The following is a 20,386-nucleotide window of genomic DNA, read 5'->3' as shown; positions in this document are numbered from 1 at the left end:
TTTCATGAAACTTGCCACCTGGAATGTGAATTCGCTTAAAGTGCGTCTGCCGCATGTTTTAGAATTTCTTTCAGAGCACAAACCCGAAGCGCTCTGTTTGCAAGAGACCAAAACCGAAGACGACAAATTTCCGGTCGAAGAAATCACGACAGCCGGTTACCGCGTGGTGTTCTCGGGCCAGAAGACCTACAACGGCGTGGCGATTCTGTCGCGCAGCGAGGCGCAGTCGGTGAACGCCGGCATGCCGCACCATGACGACGTGCAGAAAAGGGTTCTGGCGGCAACGGTCGACGGCGTGCGGCTGATTTGTCTTTACATCCCCAACGGCGAGGCCGTCGACTCAGAAAAGTACAAGTACAAACTCGACTGGCTCGGCAGGCTGACTAGCTGGCTAAAAGAAGAGCTCGCCAGTCATCCAAAGCTGGCAGTGCTTGGCGATTACAATATCGCGCCGGAAGACCGGGACGTCTTCGATGCAAAGTATTGGACCGACAAAGTGCTGTTCAGCGAACCCGAGAAAACGGCCTTTCGTGAGCTTATCGGCCTCGGGCTAATGGATAGCTTTCGCTTATTCGAGCAGCCGGAGAAGTCCTATAGTTGGTGGGACTATCGCTTGAACGGCTTCAAACGCAACCTGGGCTTGCGCATCGACCACATCCTCCTGTCGCAGGAGCTGGCGAATAGGTGCAAAAGCTGCGTCATCGATAAAGGCCCGCGCGCAAAAGAGCGCCCGTCAGACCACGCGCCGGTGATCGTTGAAATCTCAGAATAGGAACGGCCGGTAGAGTAGGTGCGCGAGTCGTGTTGCACTAACTAAACATCGCTCGCTCACCTACTCCACCGGCCATTCTTCTTCCGTTACTCAAAGTTATACATTCTGGCGCAGTTGTCCCACAGCCACTTGCGTTTCATTTGATCCGTGAACGGCTGCTTTAAGAACGTCTCGATGGCGTGCGGGTATTTTACATCTAGATGTGGGTAGTCGGTGGAGAAGACCATGTTGTCTTCTAAGCCGTACTCGGGGATGTGTTTGGCGACGTGTTCGTCGCATTCGACGGCGCCGTAGCAGTTGCGCTGGAAGTATTCCAGCGGCGTGAGTTTCAACTCGGGATATTCCGCCTGGCCGGTCGTCTCGGCGTACTCGCCCATGCGCCAGAGCAGCCATGGCACCCAGGAGCAGTTGCCTTCCAGGAAAGCGACTTTCAATTTCGGAAAGCGCTCCATGACCCCGCCAAAAATCATGTCGCCGCAGGCGAGCATGTTGGCGAACGGGAAGCCGAAAGTGTTGAACATAGAAAAGGTCGAGCAGATATGAAAGAACGCCGGCTGTGGCAGATAGACGCGGCCGGCTTCGTGGAAGCCCACCGGTAGATTTAGTTTCTCGCATTCCGCCCAAAGCGGATCGTAATAGGGGTCGCTCCATTTTTTATCATTGACGTGGTTGGGGCGCATGAAAATGCCGCGGAAGCGATATTCTTTCACGGTTCGGCGAATCTCTTCGATCGACCCGCTGATGTCATGTGGCGCGACCATGGTGACGCCGAACATCCGTTTGGGATCGGCCTGCACGAAATCATGGAGCCAATCGTTATAGGCGCGCGCGATCGCGGTGGCGAAGTCGGGGTCGAGGCCGTCGATGCCCAGGGCGGTTAGCGCCCGGGTCGGAAACATGACCGCAAGATCCAGCCCTTCTTTGTCCATTGCTTGCAGTTGCGACACGCCATCGAAGTTGCGCTTGCCGGCTTCGCCATATTTTTCTTCAAAGAAATCCTGGCGGTATTTAGCCAGGGCCGGATTCTCCGGCGTGCGCGGCTTCGGCAAGATTTTCCCTTCGACTTCGATGCCGAGATCGCGAAATGAACGATTGAGCCCTTTCGGCGCGCGATCGAGATATTTCTTGTCGATGTAGCGCTGCCAGAGGTCCGCGGGTTCGTAGACGTGCATGTCGGAATCCATCGCTTTGTAACCTTGCTTGGCCATGTGCTTCTCCTTAGGAGTGTTTCGTTTTATCTCAACGGCGATAAGTATTTCAGCTCTTCTCTGGTCTTGGGCGAGATCGATAACACTTCGGCGACGAGCTTTTCCGCTTCTTCGCCCGAAACATGTTCGACATCGAGCCGCAGCTTTTTTGCCTGTGCTACGTACTCGGGGTCAGACAGGGTCGCTTTGAACGCCCGGCGCAATATCTCCAGCCGTTCTTTCGGTACCCCCGGCGTCGTCGTCAGCGGCCGCGAATACTCCATTTGCGCCATGTAGACACGGTAGAGTTTCATGTTTGCTTCGTCCTTGATCGCTTCGCTGACCAGCGTGACGCTCTTCGCGTCGGGGTCGTTGATGCGCGCGTGAATTATAAACGGAATCATGCGCTCGTCGCCTTTGCCCTCGAGCAAGTCTTTCTGGGTCGCGACCACCGAGTCCCAGTTGGTGCAGTGACCGTCGATCTCGCGGCGTTGCAGGGCGATCTTGATCTGCGCCGTGCCTTGATACCCGGTGACCACGGCAAACTTGGTGCCGGTCATCTTGTTCAGCATCAGCGGCATATCGATGCTGTGGGAGCCTGGACCAGTGCCGCCCATGCGGAACGCTTTTCCCGATTTCACGATCTCGTCCCAGCTCTTCAAGCCGGTAAAGCCCATGATCAAACAAACCGGCACACTGCGGCTCGGCGCGCCGATCCAACTCATCTTGCGGGCGTCAAATCTGACGTTGGGATCGCCCATTGCCTGATTGAACACCAGAGCGCTGTTCCAGTTCGCAATGGTGAGGCCGTCCGGCTTAGTACTGTTGTAAAGATAATTCGCGGCAACCAGACTGCCAGCGCCGGTCATGTTGTCGACTGACGTATTCGGGTTGCCAGGGATATGCTTGGCGATATGGCGCGCGATGGTGCGCGTATAAGTATCATAACCCCCGCCGACGGCCAGGCCAACGATGAAACGAATGGTTTTATCGTTATAAAAGTCCTGGGATGCTGCCTTCGCGCTAAGCGCAAAGGAGAGCCCGACGACCGCCATGAGTCCAGTTGAGACACGCGTGAGACGCCGTTTGGTGCGCATTGGTCATTATTTGCATAAGAAACGGCCGCACTCAATTCCCGAGCGGCGCCAATCCGGAAACCGGGAAGAAAATCGAAAAGCAGATTGCTAAGACAATCTCGCCTCGGTTGCGAAATTATGAGAAAGTAGGGGACGCTGATCGCTCCGGACGTTTCCATGATCGATACTCATTTTCTTGCTGAGCTCGTCATTATCCTCGCGGTGACGATTGCCATTGTTCTGGTTTTCCAAAAGCTGCGCTTGCCGAGCATTGTCGGGTTTTTGCTCGCCGGCATTATCATCGGGCCCGGGGGACTCCGTCTTATCGGCAATGCATCGGAGGTTGAGTTCTTGGCCGAGCTGGGCGTAGTGCTGCTGCTTTTTATTATCGGTGTGGAGCTGTCGCTCGACTCGCTCCGTTCCGTGCAGCGCCGCCTGGTCGTCGCCGGCATTCTGCAGGTGGCGCTGACGATCGCAATCGTAGCCCTGGTGGCGGTTGCGCTTGGGGTCGCCACACCGGTGGCGTTTTTCTACGGTTTTTTGGTCGCCATGAGCAGCACGGCAATCGTCCTGCGCATTTATAACGACCGGCGCGAAATCAGCTCCATGCAGGGGCAGTTAGTGACCGGTGTGCTACTGCTGCAAGATCTGTGCATCGTGCCGCTGATGCTGTTGGTGCCGTTGTTGGCCCAGAATGGCGGCAGTTCTTGGACCGATGTCGCCTGGACCCTGTTGCGCTCGATCATTGGTCTCGCTGTCATCGCCTGGACCGCGCGCAAGCTTTTCCCCTGGCTGCTTCATCGAGTCGCGCTCCTGCGCAACCGGGAAATCTTTTTGCTTTTTATCGTGCTGGTCTGCCTGGGGACCGCTTGGGCCACTGCTTCGGCCGGGTTGTCTCTGGCGCTGGGCGCGCTAATCGCCGGGTTGGTGATCTCCGAGTCGGAATTGAGCCATCAGATCGTCGCCGATGTGCTCCCTCTGCGCGACTGCTTCAGCGGCATCTTTTTTATCTCCATCGGCATGCTGCTCAATGTCGACTTGCTATCGCGGGATTTCACGCCGGCACTGCTCGAGTTTTTGCTGATTGTCAGCCTCAAAGCGTTGGTGATTTTTGCCATCGTGTGGTGGTTTTATCGCTCGCTGCGTATTGCCATGATTGTCGCGCTCAGTCTGGCGCAGATCGGCGAGTTCTCGTTCATTCTTGCCAAAGCCGGCATCGGCCATAAGCTCCTCACCTCGGTCGAAGAACAGACCTTTCTGGCGGCGTCCATTCTAACGATGGTCGCGACGCCGTTCATGGTTCAGGCGGCGCAGCGCTGGAGCTACGGCATGGATTCGCTGGCGAAAGGGACCAAACAGGCCGATAGGGGCGCAGGAACATCCGCGGTCAGCGCTCACGTGATCGTCATTGGCTACGGCCTCAACGGCCAAAACCTGTCCCGGGTGCTAAAAGAAGTGGCGATTCCTTATCGGCTCTTGGAGATGAATCCGGACGTGGCGCAACAGGCCAAACGGGAAGGCGAGCCGATGTTGTTTGGTGACGGCACGCGCCCGGAAATCTTGGAGCAGGCCGGCATTCACAGCGCCCGCGTCGTCGTGACTGCAATCTCGGACCGCGAAGCCACCGCGCGCATCGTCGCTCAAGCCCGGCGCATGCGCCGGGAAATTTTCATCATCGTGCGCACCCGCTACGTCACGGAAATCGAGTCGCTCTATCGGCTCGGCGCCAATCAAGTCATTCCGGAGGAGTTCGAGACTTCCGTCGAGATTTTCGCCCGTGTGCTGCAAGAGTTTCACATCCCGCGCAATGTCATCTCGCTGCAAGTGGATTTGATCCGGCGCGAGCACTACGGCACGCTGCGCGGCCAGCGGTTGGAAGGGCGCCAACTAGACGAGCTCAACCGGTTTCTCGTCGGCGCCACTAGCGACATTCTATCAGTTCAAGAAGGCTCAGCGGCCGCAGGCAAATCCATCGCCGAGGTCGATCTCCCGGGCCGCTGCGGCGTAAATCTCGTCGCGATCGTTCGAAAAGGGAAATCGTTCGTCAGCGTCGCCCCGGAGTTTACTTTGGCTGCCGGCGACAGGCTGGTCCTGATCGGCGATCATAGGGCGCTCGATGATGCCGCAGGCCTGGTCAATCCTCAGCCTACGTAAGACTTCCGCTGGTCGATTCTCTGGCGCTGCGCTTTGCGCGCTTGCCTTACTTGCGCACTAGCTCGGCCAACTGCTTCTGCCATTTTTCGGTCAGTTCTTCGTATTTCTGATAGGACAGGCCTTGCTCGGGGTACCACTTCTTAAAACCGTATTCCTTCGCGGCGCTGCCATAACCGAACTGTTCGGCCATGACTTTTTGCCCCTCCGGGCTGATCAGAACATCGACAAACAACAGTGCTGCGTGAGGGTGCGGCGCGTTGGCGACCACCGCCGCGCCGCCGGCGTTGGTGGCGACTAATTCCATCGGTGCCCAGGCAATCGGCGCGCCCTTGGACGCTGCGAGGTCGGCGTTGCTTTTGAAGCCGGTGAGCATCAGCGGCAGCTCGCCGGTGACGATCAAGTCGGTCAAGCCAAGCGCACCCATGGAGTATTGCTTGATACCTTGACCGGCAAGACTCTTCAAGAAATTTTCGCCCTTTGCTGTAACGATGGCGCCGACACCGCGCAGCGCTGACTCGGCGTTGGGCAGGCCCATTTTGCCCTTGAGCGCCGGCTTTAGCAGGTCGTCGAACTTTTTCGGCACGTCGGCGTCGCGAATTAGCTTGGTATTGTAAACAACGCCAGTGTAGGACTCGCGATAGAGCGCGGTGTAGACCATGCCGCTAGATGCGTTGTCTTTGGCGTTCTCGGGGTACTTCGCGAGATGGGGCGAGGTGAATGGAAAGAGCAGGTTGTTCTCGCGCAAGAAAAGCAGCGTCGGAAAGGGAGTTTCAATCGTGTCGGCGATGAAGCGCTTGGCTTGGCTCTCCTGCAGGAGCTTGGTCGCGACGGTGGTGCCCGGTCCACGATAGACCTCGACCGCAACACCTCTGTACTTGGCCTGAAAAACTTTGGCCAGCTCTTTGTGAACGGTCAGCGTGGTGTACCAGACCAGCTTGCCTTCCTTCTGCGCGCCTTGATAGAGCAGGCGCTCGCGGTCGGCGCCGGTGTAGCGCGCCAGGTCATTCAAGGTTTTTGGTTGGGCAGCGGCGAAATCGAGGATGGCTATCACTAGCAATACTGTGCCGATAATTCTTGCGATGTTGAGCGAGGCCATCAGTAAAGCACCTTTTCTTCATCGAGTTGTTTGATTTCAGAGTCACTCAACCCCAACAGCGTTCTCGCGATTTCGTAGGTGTGCTCGCCCATCAATGGCGCTAGTCCGCGCACTTCACCTGGAGTCTCCGACATGCGCACCGGGACATTCTCGGTGGCGATGGGGCCGGCCTCGGGTTCGTTCAGTTCGACCAAAAATCCCGTGGCGGCGTATTGCTTGTCGCGCTTGAACTGGTCTTCGACGTCTTGCACCACCGCGGCACGGACGCCGGCAGCTTGCAGAGTCTCCATGACTTCGTAGGCATCGCGCTCTTTGGTCCAGCGCGTGACCCACTCGTTGAGTTCCTTGCGATTGCGGATGCGCCCCAAGTGGGTTGCGAAGTTGTCATTCGACTCCATGCCGGATCTCGCCAATAGCGCGGCAAAACTTTTCCACTCTTCTTCAGTGCGAACCGAAATCGCGCACCAGCGGTCGTTGCCCTGGCACCGATAGGCGCCGTAGGGCGCTGCGACCAGGCTGAGATTTCCAAGCGGCTCGGGGTCGTGTTTGTTCACTGAGTATTCCATGTACTTCGGCCCGAGCAGCGAAGCGCCGATTTCCAACTGCGCGTTGTCGATCATGTCGCCGCGGCCAGTCTGCGTGCGCTGCAACAAAGCGCAGACGACGCCGAAGGCGCCGGCGATGCCGCCCATGAAATCGGGATGCTGGGTTCTGGCTTCTGCCGTAGGCGTATCGGTGTCAGGATAGTTCCACAGATAAGTCGCGCCCATGTTGTTGATCACGTTGGGGCCATAGCTCAGATCCGTCGCGTGGGGCCCGGTGCAGCCCATGCCTTTGACGCGAATCAGAATACAGGCGGGATTGATCTCCTGGAGCTGCGGATAAGCGAGCCCCCATTTTTCCAGAATGCCAAGACCAAAGTTCTCGATCAGCACGTCCGACCTTTTAATCAGTTGCGTGACCAGCTCGCGGCCCTTGTCGGTCTGCATGTTGACCGTAAAAGACTTCTTACCGCGCTGCAGCTTCATAAAGTCCGGCTTCTTGTTCCACAGCTTGGGATCTTCGCCGCGATGCCCATCGCCGCGCAGCCGGGTCTCGCAGCGGATGACTTCCGCGCCAAATTCACAAAGCATGCGCCCCACGGTGGGGCCGGCGGCGCCGGTGGTGAGTTCAATAACGCGGATGCCGTCGAGCGGTAATTTGTGCATGAGTGCTTCCTCTAAATGCTTATTCACCACGAAGGAGGGCACGAAGGACACGAAGCTCGGAGTAGAGTATGAAACGGTTAATCCTTCGTGATCTTCGTGTCCTTCGTGGTGGGCAATGCTTATCTAAATCACCCCGCTGGCGCGCAGTGCTGCGAGGTCGTCGCACGCCAATCCCAGCTCATCACAATAGATCTCCCGATTGTGCTCGCCTAACAGCGGCGCCCTGCGCGCGATTGCGCCGGGGCATTCCGTCAGCCGTGGCACACCGGCATATTCTGGATATTTGCCGACCACGGGATGATCCATTTCAACGAAGAGCTCACGGGCCTTGGTCTGCGAGCATTCGACGAACTCGCCCGCCGTATTGATCGGCGTGACGCTGATGCGCCGCTTCTGGCCTTCCTCGTAGATTTCTTCTTTGGTAAAGCCCCGGCAGAACTCGGCGATGGCTGCCTGTACGACCGCCGGGTTAGCGCGCCGATAAGCCGTCTTCTCGAACTCCGGACCGGAGATCGACGGCGGCCGTCCCATCCAATCGACCAGCCGGCGCCATTGCTCCCGGGCGACGATGAAAAACCGCACGTAGCCGTCTTTGACTGCAAACGGATCGTAAAGATCGGCCTCCCGGCTTGCACGGTTGGCGCGCTTGGGTTTGATGCCGCTGGCGCTGTAGTGCGGAATCGCGTAGCCGGCGATGTGCGCAGCGCATTCGTGTATCGACGTGTCGATCTGTTGGCCGCGGTCGCTCTTTACGCGGTGGTAGAGCGCCGTGGCGATAGCAAACGCCGTGTAGGTCCCGGCCATTCCATAGCCAAGCTCGCCGGCCGGTTGAATCGGTTCCTTGCCCTGTTCGCCAGCGATGTAGAGCAAATTGCCCGGGGCGATGCTGGTCAGATCGTCGCCTTGGTAATCACGCCACGGACCGGTGCGGCCAAACGGCGTGATGGAGGTGACGACCAAGCGGGGATTGATCGCGCTTAAATTATCATAAGTCAGCCCGAGCTTCTCACTCTGCGCCGCTGGATAAGTTTCAATCAACACATCCGCCGTGCGCACAAGCTCGAGCAAGATCGCCATGCCGTCAGGCTTTTCGATATCGAGCGTGATGCCGCGCTTATTGGTGTTGTAGTGCAAAAAATAAAGGCTGGTTTCCGCATGGGGCACGGCGTCTTTGAACGGCGGGATGCGCCGCGATTCTTCACCGCCGGGCGGTTCGATCTTGATAACGTCCGCCCCCATGTCAGCGAGCAGCTTGGTGCAATGCAGCCCGGGCGGACCGGCTAAATCCAAGACCCGATAACTTGCCAACGGACCTTTGCGCGGCACGGTATCCATAAACCCTCGATCATGGCGAAGCAGCGATCTAGTGCGTAAGAGCAATGCCAACAGGATTTGGCGCGTTGTGTTTCATGCGCACCTATAACTCGGCGATTTCTTGGCTGTCAATGCTTATCCCTCTCCAATGGGCATAGTGCCCCTTTGTTAAAAAAATCGTTTCATCGCTCCCTTTGCACGTGGTAAAGAAAGCTTCAAGTTGAGACACTGATGTTTTCTGGGAGGCAGCTATGACGAGTTTTCGAGACTTTCATCGCCGCTCCGTCGAAGATCGCGAAGGGTTCTGGGCGGAACAGGCCAAGTTAATCCATTGGCAGAAACCATTTTCGCAAGTCTTAGACTACTCTCGCCCGCCTTTCGCAAAATGGTTGGTCGGCGGCGAAACCAATCTTTGCTACAACTCTATTGACCGTCACCTAGCTGAGCGCGGCGAGCAAAAGGCGCTGGTCTACATTTCCACGGAGCTGGATGTCGAAAAGTCTTTCACCTATCGAGAACTGCACGCCGAAGTTCAGCGTGTGGCGGCAATGATGCTATCGCTGGGCGTGAGGCGGGGCGATCGGGTGATTATCTACATGCCGATGGTTCCCGAGGCCTGCTTCGCAATGCTCGCCTGTGCTCGCATCGGCGCGATCCATTCGGTTGTCTTCGGCGGCTTTGCCGCGGCGAGTCTAGCAGCGCGCATCGATGACGCGCAGCCCAAACTCATGATCACGGCGGATGGCGGCAGCCGCCTGGGCAAGATAACCCTCTATAAAGCGCTCGTGGACGAAGCCGTCAGGTTGGCGCAAAAACCGCCGAAAAAAGTTCTTATCTTTCGGCGTGGGTTGGATACGGCGCTGAGGATGAACCCCGAGCGCGATGTCGACTGGCAAGAATTAGCAACCAAGCATGCCACCGCCAATGTCCCCTGCGCGTGGCTCGAATCGAACCTGCCGTCGTATATCCTCTACACCTCGGGAACGACGGGAAAACCAAAGGGCGTGCAGCGCGACGTTGGCGGCTACGCCGTCGCGCTGGCGGCGTCGATGCAGCACATCTACGACGGTCGCCCAGGGGAGACCATGTTCACGACCTCTGACATTGGCTGGGTGGTCGGCCACTCCTACATTATCTACGGGCCGCTGATCGCCGGCCTGACGACGATCATATACGAAGGCGTGCCGATCCGTCCCGATGCCGGTATTTGGTGGAAGATCGTTCAAGACCACCAGGTCAACGTCATGTTCTCTGCGCCGACGGCGATCCGGGTTCTCAAGAAACAGGATCCAGCGTTCCTGACGAAATACGATTTGAGCTCACTGCGCCATTTGTTTCTCGCCGGCGAACCGCTCGATGAGCCGACTCATGCTTGGATCTCCCAAGCGCTCAACATGCCGGTGATCGATCATTATTGGCAGACCGAAACCGGCTGGCCGATCTTGTCGGCGATGCCGGGGGTAGAAAGAACGCCGATCAAGTTTGGCAGCCCGAGTTTCCCGGTTTACGGCTACGACCTCCGCCTGCTGCGTGAAAGTGACGCCAGCGACGCGGCTGATAACGAGAAAGCCGTTGTTGCCATCGTGCCGCCGCTGCCGCCGGGTTGTCTCTCGACCGTATGGGGCGATGACGACCGGTTTGTCAGAACTTACTTTTCGACTTTTTCAAAGTATCAGGTTTACTCCACGTCCGACTGGGGCATTCGCGACAGCGATGGCTACTACTACATCCTCGGCCGCACCGATGACGTGATCAATGTCGCCGGCCACCGGCTTGGCACGCGCGAGATCGAAGAGGCAGTCAACAGGCACGCTAACATCGCGGAGTGCGCCGTTGTCGGCGTCGCCGATTCGCTCAAAGGCCAAATGCCGTTGGCGTTTGCTGTCGCGAAAGACAGTTCGCATCTCGTCGACGTGACGGCACGCCGCGCCCTGGAAATGGAAGTACTAGAAACTGTCGACCGTCAATTGGGCGCCATAGCGCGCCCGAAAGCGGTGCACTTCGTCAACTTGCTGCCGAAAACACGCTCCGGCAAAACCTTGCGGCGCTCGATCCAGGCACTTGCCGAGGGCCGCGATCCGGGCGATCTTACTACCATTGAGGATCCCGGTGCGTTGCAGCAGATCCAAGAGGCATTAAAAGAGGCAGGAAATTAGCAAAGGAGAAACAGCGAACCATGGCACGCAAGACACTTCTGAATTTGAAACTCATTGGGCTGGTTTGGGTCCTGGGACTGACGGCGCAAGCCCAGGCTCAAGACTTTTACCGTGGGAAGACCATTCGCATCGTTGTCGCGACCACGCCGGGCGGCGGTTTCGATGCCTATTCGAGAATGATCGCGCGCCATATGGGCAAGCATATTCCGGGTAATCCAACTCTCGTCGTCGAGAACATGCCGGGCGCGGCCTTCATGATTGGCACCAATTATCTGTACCGCCAGGCCAAGCCGGATGGATTGACCATGGGCAACTGGATCGGCAACCTGGTCGTTCATCAAGTGATCGGCAAACCCGGCGTCGAGTTTGACGCGCGCAAGTTCGAGTACATCGGCGCGCCGGTAAAAAATCACGACACCTGCGTGATGTCGAAAGCCAGCGGCATCGACAGCGCGCAGAAATGGCTAAGCTCGCCGACGCTGGTAAAAATGGGCGCAACGCCGCCAGGGTCGAGCGCCTACGACAACGTAGCGATACTCAAAGAAGCGATCGGCGTGCCGGTGCAGATCGTGTCCGGTTATAAGGGTACGGCGGAGATTCGCCTTGCGGTCGCGGCCAACGAAGTGTCAGGGATTTGCGGCCTCGCCTGGGCATCGACGAAAGTAACCTGGCGCAAGGAGCTCGAAGCGGGCGATATCAAAGTAGTCTTGCAGAATGCTGCCGCGCCGCACGCGGAGTTGCCGGATGTGACCACGGCGATAAGTCTAGCGAAAACCGACATGGGCAAGAAGTTATTACAATTGGGGCTTCACGACGTTGGTGCCATCACCTACATCTACTCGTTTCCTCCAGCCACACCGAAGGATCGCACGCAAATCTTGCGCCGCGCATTTCAAGATACGATGAAGGACCCGGATTTCGTCGCGGAGGCCAAGAAAGGCAACTTTGAGTTGACGCCGGTTGCCGGCGAAGACTTGGAACGGATCGTCAACGGATTTTTTAAAGCCGATCCCCAGGTGGTGAATAAGTTGCGGGAGTTGCTGAAATAACATCGCAACGGATATCGATGTTTCTTGCGACGATTGATCGGATTGCTACATACTATGGGGAAAGGAAATCAAATGAAAAACACAAAGACGAAGGTTAAAATCGAACGTCCAAAGCGGGCGAGGAAGCGATAAAACGAGTCAAAGCATTTGCGAAACGCAAGGAGAAACTCGTTGCCGCTCTTAGAAGAGATTAGAATCGAGATTTTTGTTCGGCAAAGGCAAACGGCGACCAGCCGGTCGCCCCTACAAATCTTTTGCTTTTAAGCCGCGGCGGCTGCGGTTCATCGCCCAGGCCGTGGCGACGTAGAGATGCTGGGTTCCCATATTCACCACCACCACACGAAATAGGTGAAACGCCACCACCAACGGCACGCTGATGTGCAGCGCTTGCGCGGTGATTGTCATCTCGGCGAGCCCGCCCGGCGAGGTGGCGATGAGCATCGTTGCGATCGGTAGGCCGAAGAGCCACGCCAGCGCTGCGCCGGCAATGGCCGAGGCGATCAGCATGAAGAAAGAATTGATCAGCGCAAACGGAATAAACATCTTGTGCCGCGCGAAAAACGCCCGTTCGTAACGCGCGCCGAGAACCAAGCCGAACATGAGCTGAGCGAAATCGGTGAGCCAATGCGGCACGGCGGAGAGTGTCACGTTGCTCATATTCAACGCGGCGCCGAAAAATATCGGCACGAGCAGGCAGCCGTTGTGAAAGTGCAGCCGCTCGGAGACTTCACCGAGAATTCCGCTTGCTAGCAACCATACTACCAAGACCATGGGTATTAGCGGCAGGTTCGGCTTGTACGCCGCCGCTTCGAGTGGGATGCCGCTGTAAGTCAACAAGAACGGAATGACGATGACGACCACCGATACGCGCAGGCTGTGGGCGATGGCGACAGGGGAGATCTGCGCGCCGTAATGATGGGCCAGCTCTGCCATCGCCATGGCGCCGCCCGGGATCGAGGCGAAGTAGGTCGATTTCCAATCGACGCCGGAGGCTTTGCTTAACGACAAAGCGCCGACGATGGCAACGATGAAAACCGCCACGGTGGCCGCTAAGATCGCCGGCAAGTTGGCCGCCAAGGCGGCGACCACCGGCGGCGTGAAGTAAAGCGCCACGCCGCAGCCAAGAATCACCTGGCCCATCTGCCGCGCGTAGGGCGGTGAATGCATGCGCACGCCCATGAGGTTTAGCGCCGCGACGGCAATCATCGGCCCAATCATCCAGGGAATTGGCGTGTGCAGGTAGGCGAACAGAAAGCCGGCAGTTATGCCGACGATCAAGGCGCGGAGAATGCCGGGGATTTGTTCGCGGAGATGCATGCGATTGTTTGTTGAAGCAATTCTTTATATCCGTTGAGTGGCTGAATTTCGATAGCTCACGAAACCGGCGAACCTTGCGATGAAATTTCTTGCGACGATACTAAACCTTCGCTTAGGCATTGACGAAATCTTTACGCTCGTCGATTGCCTTCCTGACAGCGGCGAATAGAATAAGTCACCATGAATGCTGATCTCATTGTTATGACCTCGGGCGCGTTTACCGCAGCCTATCTTGAATTGATCCCCAAGGTGGAGGCTTTGACCCAGAAAAAGCTGGTCACGGCCGCAACCTCCATCGGCACGGGCGAGACGTCGATTCCCAACCGCCTCAAGCGCGGCGAAGTCGTCGACGTCGTCATCGTCGCCGACGGCGTGATCAAGCAATTCATCGCCGATGGTTTGATTGTTGCCGATAGCTACACGCCGCTGGCGCGCTCGTCCATCGGCATGGCCGTGCGCGCCGGTACGGCGAAGCCGGATCTCAGCTCGGTTGAGGCGCTCAAACGCACGCTCGTGAACGCCCAATCCATCGCCTACTCGGCGAGCGTTAGCGGCGAATACCTTACGACCGAATTGTATCAACGCTTAGGCATCGCCGATCAGGTTCTACGCAAGAGCAAGTTAATCGGCGGTGGCGAGCGAGTCGGTGCTGTGGTGGCACGCGGGGAAGCAGAGCTCGGCTTTCAGCAAATGAGCGAGTTGATGCCGGTGCCCGGCATTGCGCATATTACGCCGCTGCCCGCAGAAGTGCAGAAGGTCTCGCTGTTTTCCGGTGGTGTGGCGGCGAGTAGCAAAGACCCCGCCGTCGCCCGCAGAGCGCTGGGTTTTTTCGCTTCATCCGATGCGCGCGCGGCGATCGCCAAGAGCGGCTTAGAACCGATCGAAGCGCGCTGATGTTGGGCAACCGCTTGCCAACCATTGCGGCAGTCGCATTTCTCGTCGCTGCTGTCACGCCTCCAGCGTTAGGTGTTGCTGGGTTAAAAATCGGCGCGCACGGTGAGTTCGCCAATGAGTCGCTCACCGTGCGCGGCGCAACTCGGATATTTCGCCTAGTGGTCCCGAGATCGGTAGATCTCACGCATCCGGCGCCGCTGGTTTTCGCGTTCCATGGCATGGCCATCGACAGCAAAGACCTGATGCCAAAATACAGCAAGCTGAATGAAACGGCTGAGCGCCACCGGTTTATCGTCGTGTATCCCAATGCGGTGGGCGGTAGTTGGGGCCTGTCGGTGCGCAAGGCAGTCGCAGACATCGCGTTCTTCGACGCCCTGCGGCAACACCTGGCGCAGCTCCACCGCATCGATTCGGAGCGCATCTATGCGCTGGGGATGTCGAACGGCGGGTACTTCGCTCATTTATTGGCCCGCGAGCGTTCGACCACGATTGCCGCGGTCGCATCGCACTCAGGGCCTTTGGGGCTGCAAACCTTAGGCGGTGTGAAAGCGGCGCGAAAATTTCCCGTTTTCATTGTGCATGGCACCGCGGACAAAATCTTCCCGGTGAGCTTCGCCCGTGAAAATGTTGAAAAGTATCGACGCGAAGGTCACGAAGTCGAATATGTCGAGGTTCCCGGTCTTGGGCACATCTGGGCGAATAAGATCGCGGTCAATGAAAAAATCTGGGAGTTTTTCGCGAGCCACCCGCGCGGACAGTAGCCATACTTGGCAGGCGGCCAAACAATCGTAAGCGTGCTGGGACAACCTGGTGGTCAGCAAAACTCGCTTTAACGGATTGCTCTCGACGGGTTTTGACCTCCGGTCCGTTCGCCCTGAGCTTGGTCGAAGGGCTCCTAAGAGTCCATAATCTCACCACCTACGCTGCTTGGCGCAGCACGTCCGAAACATGTTAGCCGTGCAGTGCCGCTTCTATCGCGCGGGTCACGTAGACCTGCGTCAAATGGCCGCGGTATTCGCTCGAGCCGTTGATGTCCTCGATGACATCGATGTTGCGGGTCGCTTCGGCGGCGGCTTGCTGAATGACGTTCGCGTCAAGCTTCTTTCCCGTGAGCAATTCTTCGGTGCGCTGCGGACGATAGGCTTTGTCGGTCACGCCGGTGATGCCGATGGCCGCGCGCGTGCAAACTCCGGCAGCGTCCACCGCGAATCGCGCGGCGACGCCGACAACGGCGAAGCCGGAAGAGCGTGGCGCGGCTTTTTGATAGGCGGTTTTGTCGCCGCCGGTAACCGGCACTCTTACAGCTGTGACAATTTCATCCGGCTCGAGCACGCTCATCAAAAGACCGAGAAAAAAGTCGCTGCACTTGAGCCACCGTTGGCCTGACGGACCGGCAATTTGCACCTCCGCATCGAGCGCCAAAACAGCCGCCGGCCAATCGCCGGCCGGGTCGGCGTGGGCGACGCTGCCGCCGAGGGTGCCGCGGTTGCGCACTTGCACGTCGGCAATCGTCGTCGCGGTTTGCGGCAGCAGCGGGCATTTTTGTTTGAGCAGCGCGGAATGCTCGATCTGTTCGTGGGTCACCAGCGCGCCGATGACCAGGCTGCTGCCCTGCTCGGTGATTTTGTCGAGATCGGGAATGCGCCCGATGTCGACGATGTAGGCCGGCTTCGACAGCCGCATCTTCATCAATGGCAAAAGACTCTGGCCGCCGGAAAGTATTTTTACATCGTCGCGATGCTCGGCGAGAAATTTCACAGCGTCGCTTAACGAGCGGGGTGCGTAATATTCAAAGGAACCGGGAATCATGACTAGAAAATCCTCCGCTCTTTCTCCGGGTTGTGATTGAGCAAGCGCCACACCGCCTCCGGTGTCAGCGGCAGGTCGGTGACCTTGACGTTGTAGTCGCGCAGCGCATCTTCCACCGCGCTGGCGATGGCCGCGGGGGAGGGGATGGCCGCGCCTTCGCCCGCAGCCTTCTGGCCGAGCGGCGTGAACGGTGAGGGCGACGGTTGATGCACCACTTCGACATTGGGCGTCTCCGCCGTCGAGCACTTGCCATAATCCAAATAGGTAATTGTCAGCGGCTGGCCTTCGGGGCTGTACATGAAGCCTTCGCCGAGGGCCACGGCGATGCCGTGCGCCGCCGAGCCATAGACCTGGCCGTTGACGACGTCCGGATTGATGATCGTGCCGTTGTCGCCAACGATGATGTAGCGCTTGACGTGCACCGAGCCGGTGTTCTTGTCGACCTCGACAATCGCCGCATGGGCGCCGGCGGAGAAGGTAAACTGGGCGCGGACTTTTCGATCGGCGCCAGGGACGATGTTCGGGTTGGCGTGGGGAAACGTGTAATAGAAGGTCGCTTCGAGGCCGGCTTCCAGGTCCGCGGGAATCAGGTGCTGGTTGTTGTAGGCGATGCGCCCCAGCTCGGCGAAGGTGATTTGCTTGGCCGTGTTGCCCGGCACTTTGACGACGCTGTCTTCGATGGTCAGCTCGGCGGCATCGGCTTTCAAGTTGAACGCGGCCAGCTTGAGAATCTTCTCGCGCAGCTTTGACGCCGCGCCATGCACCGCGCCAATGTCGTAAAGATGAAAGTTGTTGCCGCTGTTGGCGGCGGCCACGCCCCAGGCCGACAGATCGCTGTCGAAGGGGATGCTGGTGCTGAATTTGTCAGGGGTTGAACCCAAAACCTCAGCCGCTACTTGAGCCGTCGTGGTCTCATGGGCCTGGCCGCAGTTGGGCGAGCCTAGATGCAGTGTCAGGGTGCCGTTCTTCTCCAGCTTGATTTTAGCGCCGTTGACGCCGCCGGAGCCCGGCGGGTTCTGCATTTCTGGAAATATCGCCATGTCGCGCGCCGCGTTGCGGCCGCCGGGTTCGACGCCGATGACGACGCCGACGCCGACGAGTTTGCCCTGGGCGCGCGCCTGTGTTTGTTCTTCGAGTAACTTCTCGTAGCTGATTTTCTCCAGTAGGGTTTTCAGCAGACCGGGATAGTCGCCGCTGTCGTAGACGTTGCCGCTAATGGTTTGGTAGGGCATTTCATTGGCTTGGATCAGATTCTTGCGCCGCACTTCCACCGGGCTCATATTGAGCGCCTGCGCCACGCGGTCCATCATCCGTTCCCAGATCCAGCACATGCCCGGCTTGCCGATGCCGCGGTTGGGGATGACCGGGCACTTGTTGGTCACGACTGCGTTGCCCTCCATGTAGATGGCCGGCGTTTTGTAGGTGTTCGAGAGATTGTTGAGCTTGTTAGTGAAGTGAATTGTCAGTGTGCTAATCGTGCCGCCGACGTCGTCGTATTCTTTAAACTTGAGGCCCAACACCGTGCCGTCGTTTTTCACCGCCGCTTCGGCTTCGACTTCTTGATTGCAGGCATGGCCGCCGGCCATCATGTGTTCGCTGCGGTCTTCGACCCATTTGACCGGCCGACCCGATTTGATGGCGAGCAGCGAAACCAGCACGACATACTTGCGGATAAGATGAATCTTCTGACCGAAGCCGCCGCCGACGTCGGGAATGATCACACGAATGTCTTGCAGGCCGAGCGCTTCGCGCAGACCGTCGTAAATCACTTCCGGCACCTGCGCGGTGACCCAGACAGTGAGCCTCTTGCTGGCAGCGTCGTAGGAAGCGATGATCACGAACGGCTCCAACGGCGTCGAGCTGTAGCGGTGAATCTTCAAGCTTTCCTTTACCACGCGGTCGGCCGATTTAAAGGCCGCATCGATGTCGCCGTATTGCAGCGAACCGGTCCACGCCAGGTTGGTGCCGAGCTCGTCGAACAGCGCCGCCGCTGAAGGCTTGATCGCTTCGCGCACGTCGACGTTGGCGCGCAGCGGGTCGTATTCGACCTGGATCAATTCCAGCGCGTCTTCCGCCGTGCCGCGGTCGCGCGCTGCGACAGCGCCGAGCGGCTCACCGACATAGCGCGCCCGATCGATGGCGCCGGCGTATTCGTCAATTGGTCTCTTCAACCCCGCCGCGTAGCGTCCCGGCTTAAAGGGTTTGGTCATTTTTTTAACATCGTCGGGCGTCACTACAGCGAAAACGTTGGGGTGCTTGACCGCCTCGGAGGGGTCGACGGAGAGAATCTTCGCGTGCGCGTGCGGGCTGCGCAGGATCATCGCCTGCAACATGCCCGGCAATTGAAAATCGTCGGTATAAAGCCCGCGCCCGGTGACATGGCGCGGCCCTTCTTGACTGCGGGTCTTGCTGCCTACGAACTTAGCCATTCTTCATTCCCTTTGCTGCGTCTTTAACGGCGTTGACGATCTGCACATAGCCGGTGCACATGCAGAGATTGCCGGCCAAGGCTTTGCGGATTTCTTCTTCCGAAGGATCGGGGTTGGTTTTTAACAACGCATGGCTGGTCATCACCATGCCCGGCGTGCAGTAGCCGCATTGAAAAGCGTAGTTCTTGACGAAGGCCTCCTGCACTGGGTTCAGTTCGCCGTCTTTGGCCAAACCTTCAATGGTCGTAATCTCGCGGCCGTCCGCCTGCACGGCAAAGTGCAAGCAAGACTTGACGACCTTGCCATCGAGTAGAATCGAACAAGCGCCGCACTCGCCGATGACGCAGCCTACATGGGTACCGGTCAAACCGATCTGCTCGCGCAGAAAATGCGCCAGCAAAATCCGCGGCTCGACTTCTTCTTCATAGAGCCGCCCGTTAATCGTCACTCGAATCTTCTGTTTCATATCGGTGCAACATATCGGCTGAGTGGTGGACGGTCAAGAAAACGGGCAGAAAAAAGGGTGGTGCGATCCTTGCCTGGCGCTGCACGATTTCGATAACGAAAATAGCCCGCTTGCCCTGTTCTCACGCACTTCTACTTCATCAAATTTCGCTTCCGCGGAACGTCGTACCTGAGCTCGGCAAACCCCGCGCCGACGGCGTTGACGGCAGTTGACGATAGGGGAGGGAAGGAGATGCGGCGCGGCAGCAGTGGCTTACCGACGCCAAGGGTCACTGACCCCACTTGGACAAGGATCTCGTCCAGCAACCCGGCATCGTAGAACTGACCAACCAACTCACCGCCACCGACCAGCCATACATTGCGGTCTCGAGCCGCCTGAACCATCTGCTCATGAACCGGACGCACGTCGCCGCGCACAAAGTTCAGGTTAGCGCCGGCAATATTTGGCAGCGAACGTGTCGAGAACACCCACGTCGGTTGGCTGTACGGCCATGGAGCGCCGTCTTTTGGTGTGGGTGCCGCAATGCTGATTCAATAGATAACCCAATCTGCGCGACTTGCGCCGCCTGGTGAAAAGCTACGTAGTGAAATTTGTCGAGCCCAGCACGAGCTGGAGCTGGTTGGATCGCGCCGCCGAGGGAATTTCGCCAATGCCCAATTCATCAGGTCAATCTGCACGCCGAAGGTTGCGTGATCTGCAACGACAAATAGACCAAAGAGACACGGGGGGAGAACCCCGATGAAAACTCAACGCCTGCTGATCGGTCTTGCGGTTGTCAATGTTGTGATTTTCGCAAACTAAAAAAGAAAAGGGAAAGCCATTTGAGCAATCCCTTTTTCTTTGCAGTGCTTGTAAATGCCCCCGGCGCGATTCGAACGCACGGCCCCAGGATTAGGAATCCTGTGCTCTATCCACCTGAGCTACGGGGGCGTATGGTATTTTTTTCTTGCAGCGGGCAGTTGCACCTGCCCGCGCACTGAGGCAAGTTACACGACATGGGCGATCTTTGCTACCTCTTCTGGCGCGGCTCCATGAATTCATTGGTGAATTTTGCGTAGCGCTACCCGCTCGCGGTGTCACAAGAGCGGCTTGCCGGCAATCTTAGCGCGATGGTTTGGCGCGTCTTTGTTATTGCTTGCTTGCAGTCAGAGTCGACCGCTGTCGATCTCTTTGGTGCACCCGATTACACGGGAATTTAGAACCTGCAGTGCGCGCGAAGCGCCGACATCCAAAAACGTTGAAGCCTTGGCCACCACGGTTGAGCTTTGCGCCAAACAATTGGAAGGGCGCGGATTCGTTAGAGAGAATTAGATCTAGCGGCGCTTGGTTTCACCATAACTCCGCTCTAAGCCCACGCGGGTTTCAGAAACTGTAGGGTTTTCAGGAAGTTTTGGGGTATTGGGATTCGCCCATTGGGCGAGTTTTTTCTTGACTTGTATCTGGTTAGTGTTTTATATTT

15 protein-coding genes, 1 tRNA gene and 1 pseudogene are annotated in these 20,386 nt (G+C 57.8%); 6 read left to right on the top strand and 11 right to left on the bottom strand.

What is annotated here, in order from left to right:
- Window positions 1-4 precede the first annotated feature (4 nt).
- A complete protein-coding gene (gene xth / locus FJ145_09380; GenBank protein MBM4261628.1) occupies window positions 5-772 on the top strand; it encodes an exodeoxyribonuclease III in 768 nt (255 codons plus the stop codon).
- A gap of 86 nt (window positions 773-858) precedes the next feature.
- Here the strand turns inward: xth and FJ145_09375 are convergent, their stop codons facing one another.
- Together FJ145_09375 and FJ145_09370 are read right to left on the bottom strand one after the other, a co-directional pair.
- The gene (locus tag FJ145_09375; GenBank protein ID MBM4261627.1) at window positions 859-1,980 is read right to left on the bottom strand and encodes an amidohydrolase; all 1,122 of its coding nucleotides are present in this window, start codon (window positions 1,978-1,980) and stop codon (window positions 859-861) included.
- Between the two features lie 26 nt (window positions 1,981-2,006).
- Window positions 2,007-3,056: a hypothetical protein gene (locus tag FJ145_09370; GenBank protein MBM4261626.1), complete on the bottom strand. Its 1,050-nt coding sequence runs from the start codon at window positions 3,054-3,056 to the stop codon at window positions 2,007-2,009.
- A 156-nt stretch (window positions 3,057-3,212) separates the two neighbouring features.
- On the opposite strand from FJ145_09370, the gene FJ145_09365 reads away from it, so the two are divergent.
- Entirely contained in the window at window positions 3,213-5,189 is a 1,977-nt protein-coding gene (locus FJ145_09365) for a hypothetical protein (GenBank protein MBM4261625.1), read from the top strand.
- A 46-nt stretch (window positions 5,190-5,235) separates the two neighbouring features.
- Here FJ145_09365 and FJ145_09360 read toward each other — a convergent pair whose 3' ends face one another.
- The 3 genes from FJ145_09360 to FJ145_09350 form a co-directional block, all read right to left on the bottom strand.
- Entirely contained in the window at window positions 5,236-6,285 is a 1,050-nt protein-coding gene (locus FJ145_09360) for an extracellular solute-binding protein (protein ID MBM4261624.1), read from the bottom strand.
- Window positions 6,285-7,493 carry a CoA transferase gene (locus FJ145_09355; protein MBM4261623.1) on the bottom strand — a complete coding sequence of 403 codons (1,209 nt, stop codon included), beginning with the start codon at window positions 7,491-7,493 and terminating at the stop codon, window positions 6,285-6,287. The genes FJ145_09360 and FJ145_09355 overlap by 1 nt, the downstream gene beginning before the upstream one ends.
- 123 nt (window positions 7,494-7,616) lie before the next feature.
- On the bottom strand, window positions 7,617-8,828 hold the full coding sequence (locus FJ145_09350; GenBank protein ID MBM4261622.1) for a CoA transferase: 1,212 nt from the start codon (window positions 8,826-8,828) through the stop codon (window positions 7,617-7,619).
- 230 nt (window positions 8,829-9,058) lie between these two features.
- Between FJ145_09350 and FJ145_09345 the strand changes: the two genes are divergently transcribed.
- Window positions 9,059-10,963 carry a propionate--CoA ligase gene (locus FJ145_09345; GenBank protein MBM4261621.1) on the top strand — a complete coding sequence of 635 codons (1,905 nt, stop codon included), beginning with the start codon at window positions 9,059-9,061 and terminating at the stop codon, window positions 10,961-10,963.
- A 20-nt stretch (window positions 10,964-10,983) separates the two neighbouring features.
- A complete protein-coding gene (locus FJ145_09340) occupies window positions 10,984-12,012 on the top strand; it encodes a hypothetical protein (GenBank protein MBM4261620.1) in 1,029 nt (342 codons plus the stop codon).
- A gap of 243 nt (window positions 12,013-12,255) precedes the next feature.
- Here FJ145_09340 and FJ145_09335 read toward each other — a convergent pair whose 3' ends face one another.
- The gene (locus tag FJ145_09335) at window positions 12,256-13,329 is read right to left on the bottom strand and encodes an AbrB family transcriptional regulator (GenBank protein ID MBM4261619.1); all 1,074 of its coding nucleotides are present in this window, start codon (window positions 13,327-13,329) and stop codon (window positions 12,256-12,258) included.
- Window positions 13,330-13,418: 89 nt separating this feature from the next.
- On the opposite strand from FJ145_09335, the pseudogene FJ145_09330 reads away from it, so the two are divergent.
- A pseudogene (locus tag FJ145_09330) lies at window positions 13,419-14,223 on the top strand (ABC transporter substrate-binding protein).
- Window positions 14,223-14,984, top strand: a complete 762-nt coding sequence (locus tag FJ145_09325; protein MBM4261618.1) for a hypothetical protein — start codon at window positions 14,223-14,225, stop codon at window positions 14,982-14,984. Before FJ145_09330 ends, FJ145_09325 begins: the two are co-directional and overlap by 1 nt.
- 190 nt (window positions 14,985-15,174) lie before the next feature.
- Here the strand turns inward: FJ145_09325 and FJ145_09320 are convergent, their stop codons facing one another.
- From FJ145_09320 to FJ145_09300, 5 genes are all read right to left on the bottom strand, one after another.
- Window positions 15,175-16,032, bottom strand: coding sequence for a xanthine dehydrogenase family protein subunit M (locus FJ145_09320; GenBank protein MBM4261617.1), 858 nt, complete (start codon window positions 16,030-16,032; stop codon window positions 15,175-15,177).
- 2 nt (window positions 16,033-16,034) lie between these two features.
- Window positions 16,035-18,461: a xanthine dehydrogenase family protein molybdopterin-binding subunit gene (locus FJ145_09315; protein MBM4261616.1), complete on the bottom strand. Its 2,427-nt coding sequence runs from the start codon at window positions 18,459-18,461 to the stop codon at window positions 16,035-16,037.
- Window positions 18,454-18,927, bottom strand: a complete 474-nt coding sequence (locus FJ145_09310) for a (2Fe-2S)-binding protein (GenBank protein ID MBM4261615.1) — start codon at window positions 18,925-18,927, stop codon at window positions 18,454-18,456. Before FJ145_09310 ends, FJ145_09315 begins: the two co-directional genes overlap by 8 nt.
- Before the next feature lie 131 nt (window positions 18,928-19,058).
- Window positions 19,059-19,457, bottom strand: a complete 399-nt coding sequence (locus tag FJ145_09305; GenBank protein MBM4261614.1) for a hypothetical protein — start codon at window positions 19,455-19,457, stop codon at window positions 19,059-19,061.
- A gap of 326 nt (window positions 19,458-19,783) precedes the next feature.
- Window positions 19,784-19,857 (bottom strand) — tRNA-Arg (locus FJ145_09300).
- Window positions 19,858-20,386 lie beyond the last annotated feature (529 nt).

Source organism: Deltaproteobacteria bacterium (assembly GCA_016874755.1).
Taxonomy (GTDB): Bacteria; Desulfobacterota; Binatia; order UBA9968; family UBA9968; genus DP-20.
This window is presented reverse-complemented; position numbering and strand designations above follow the sequence as displayed.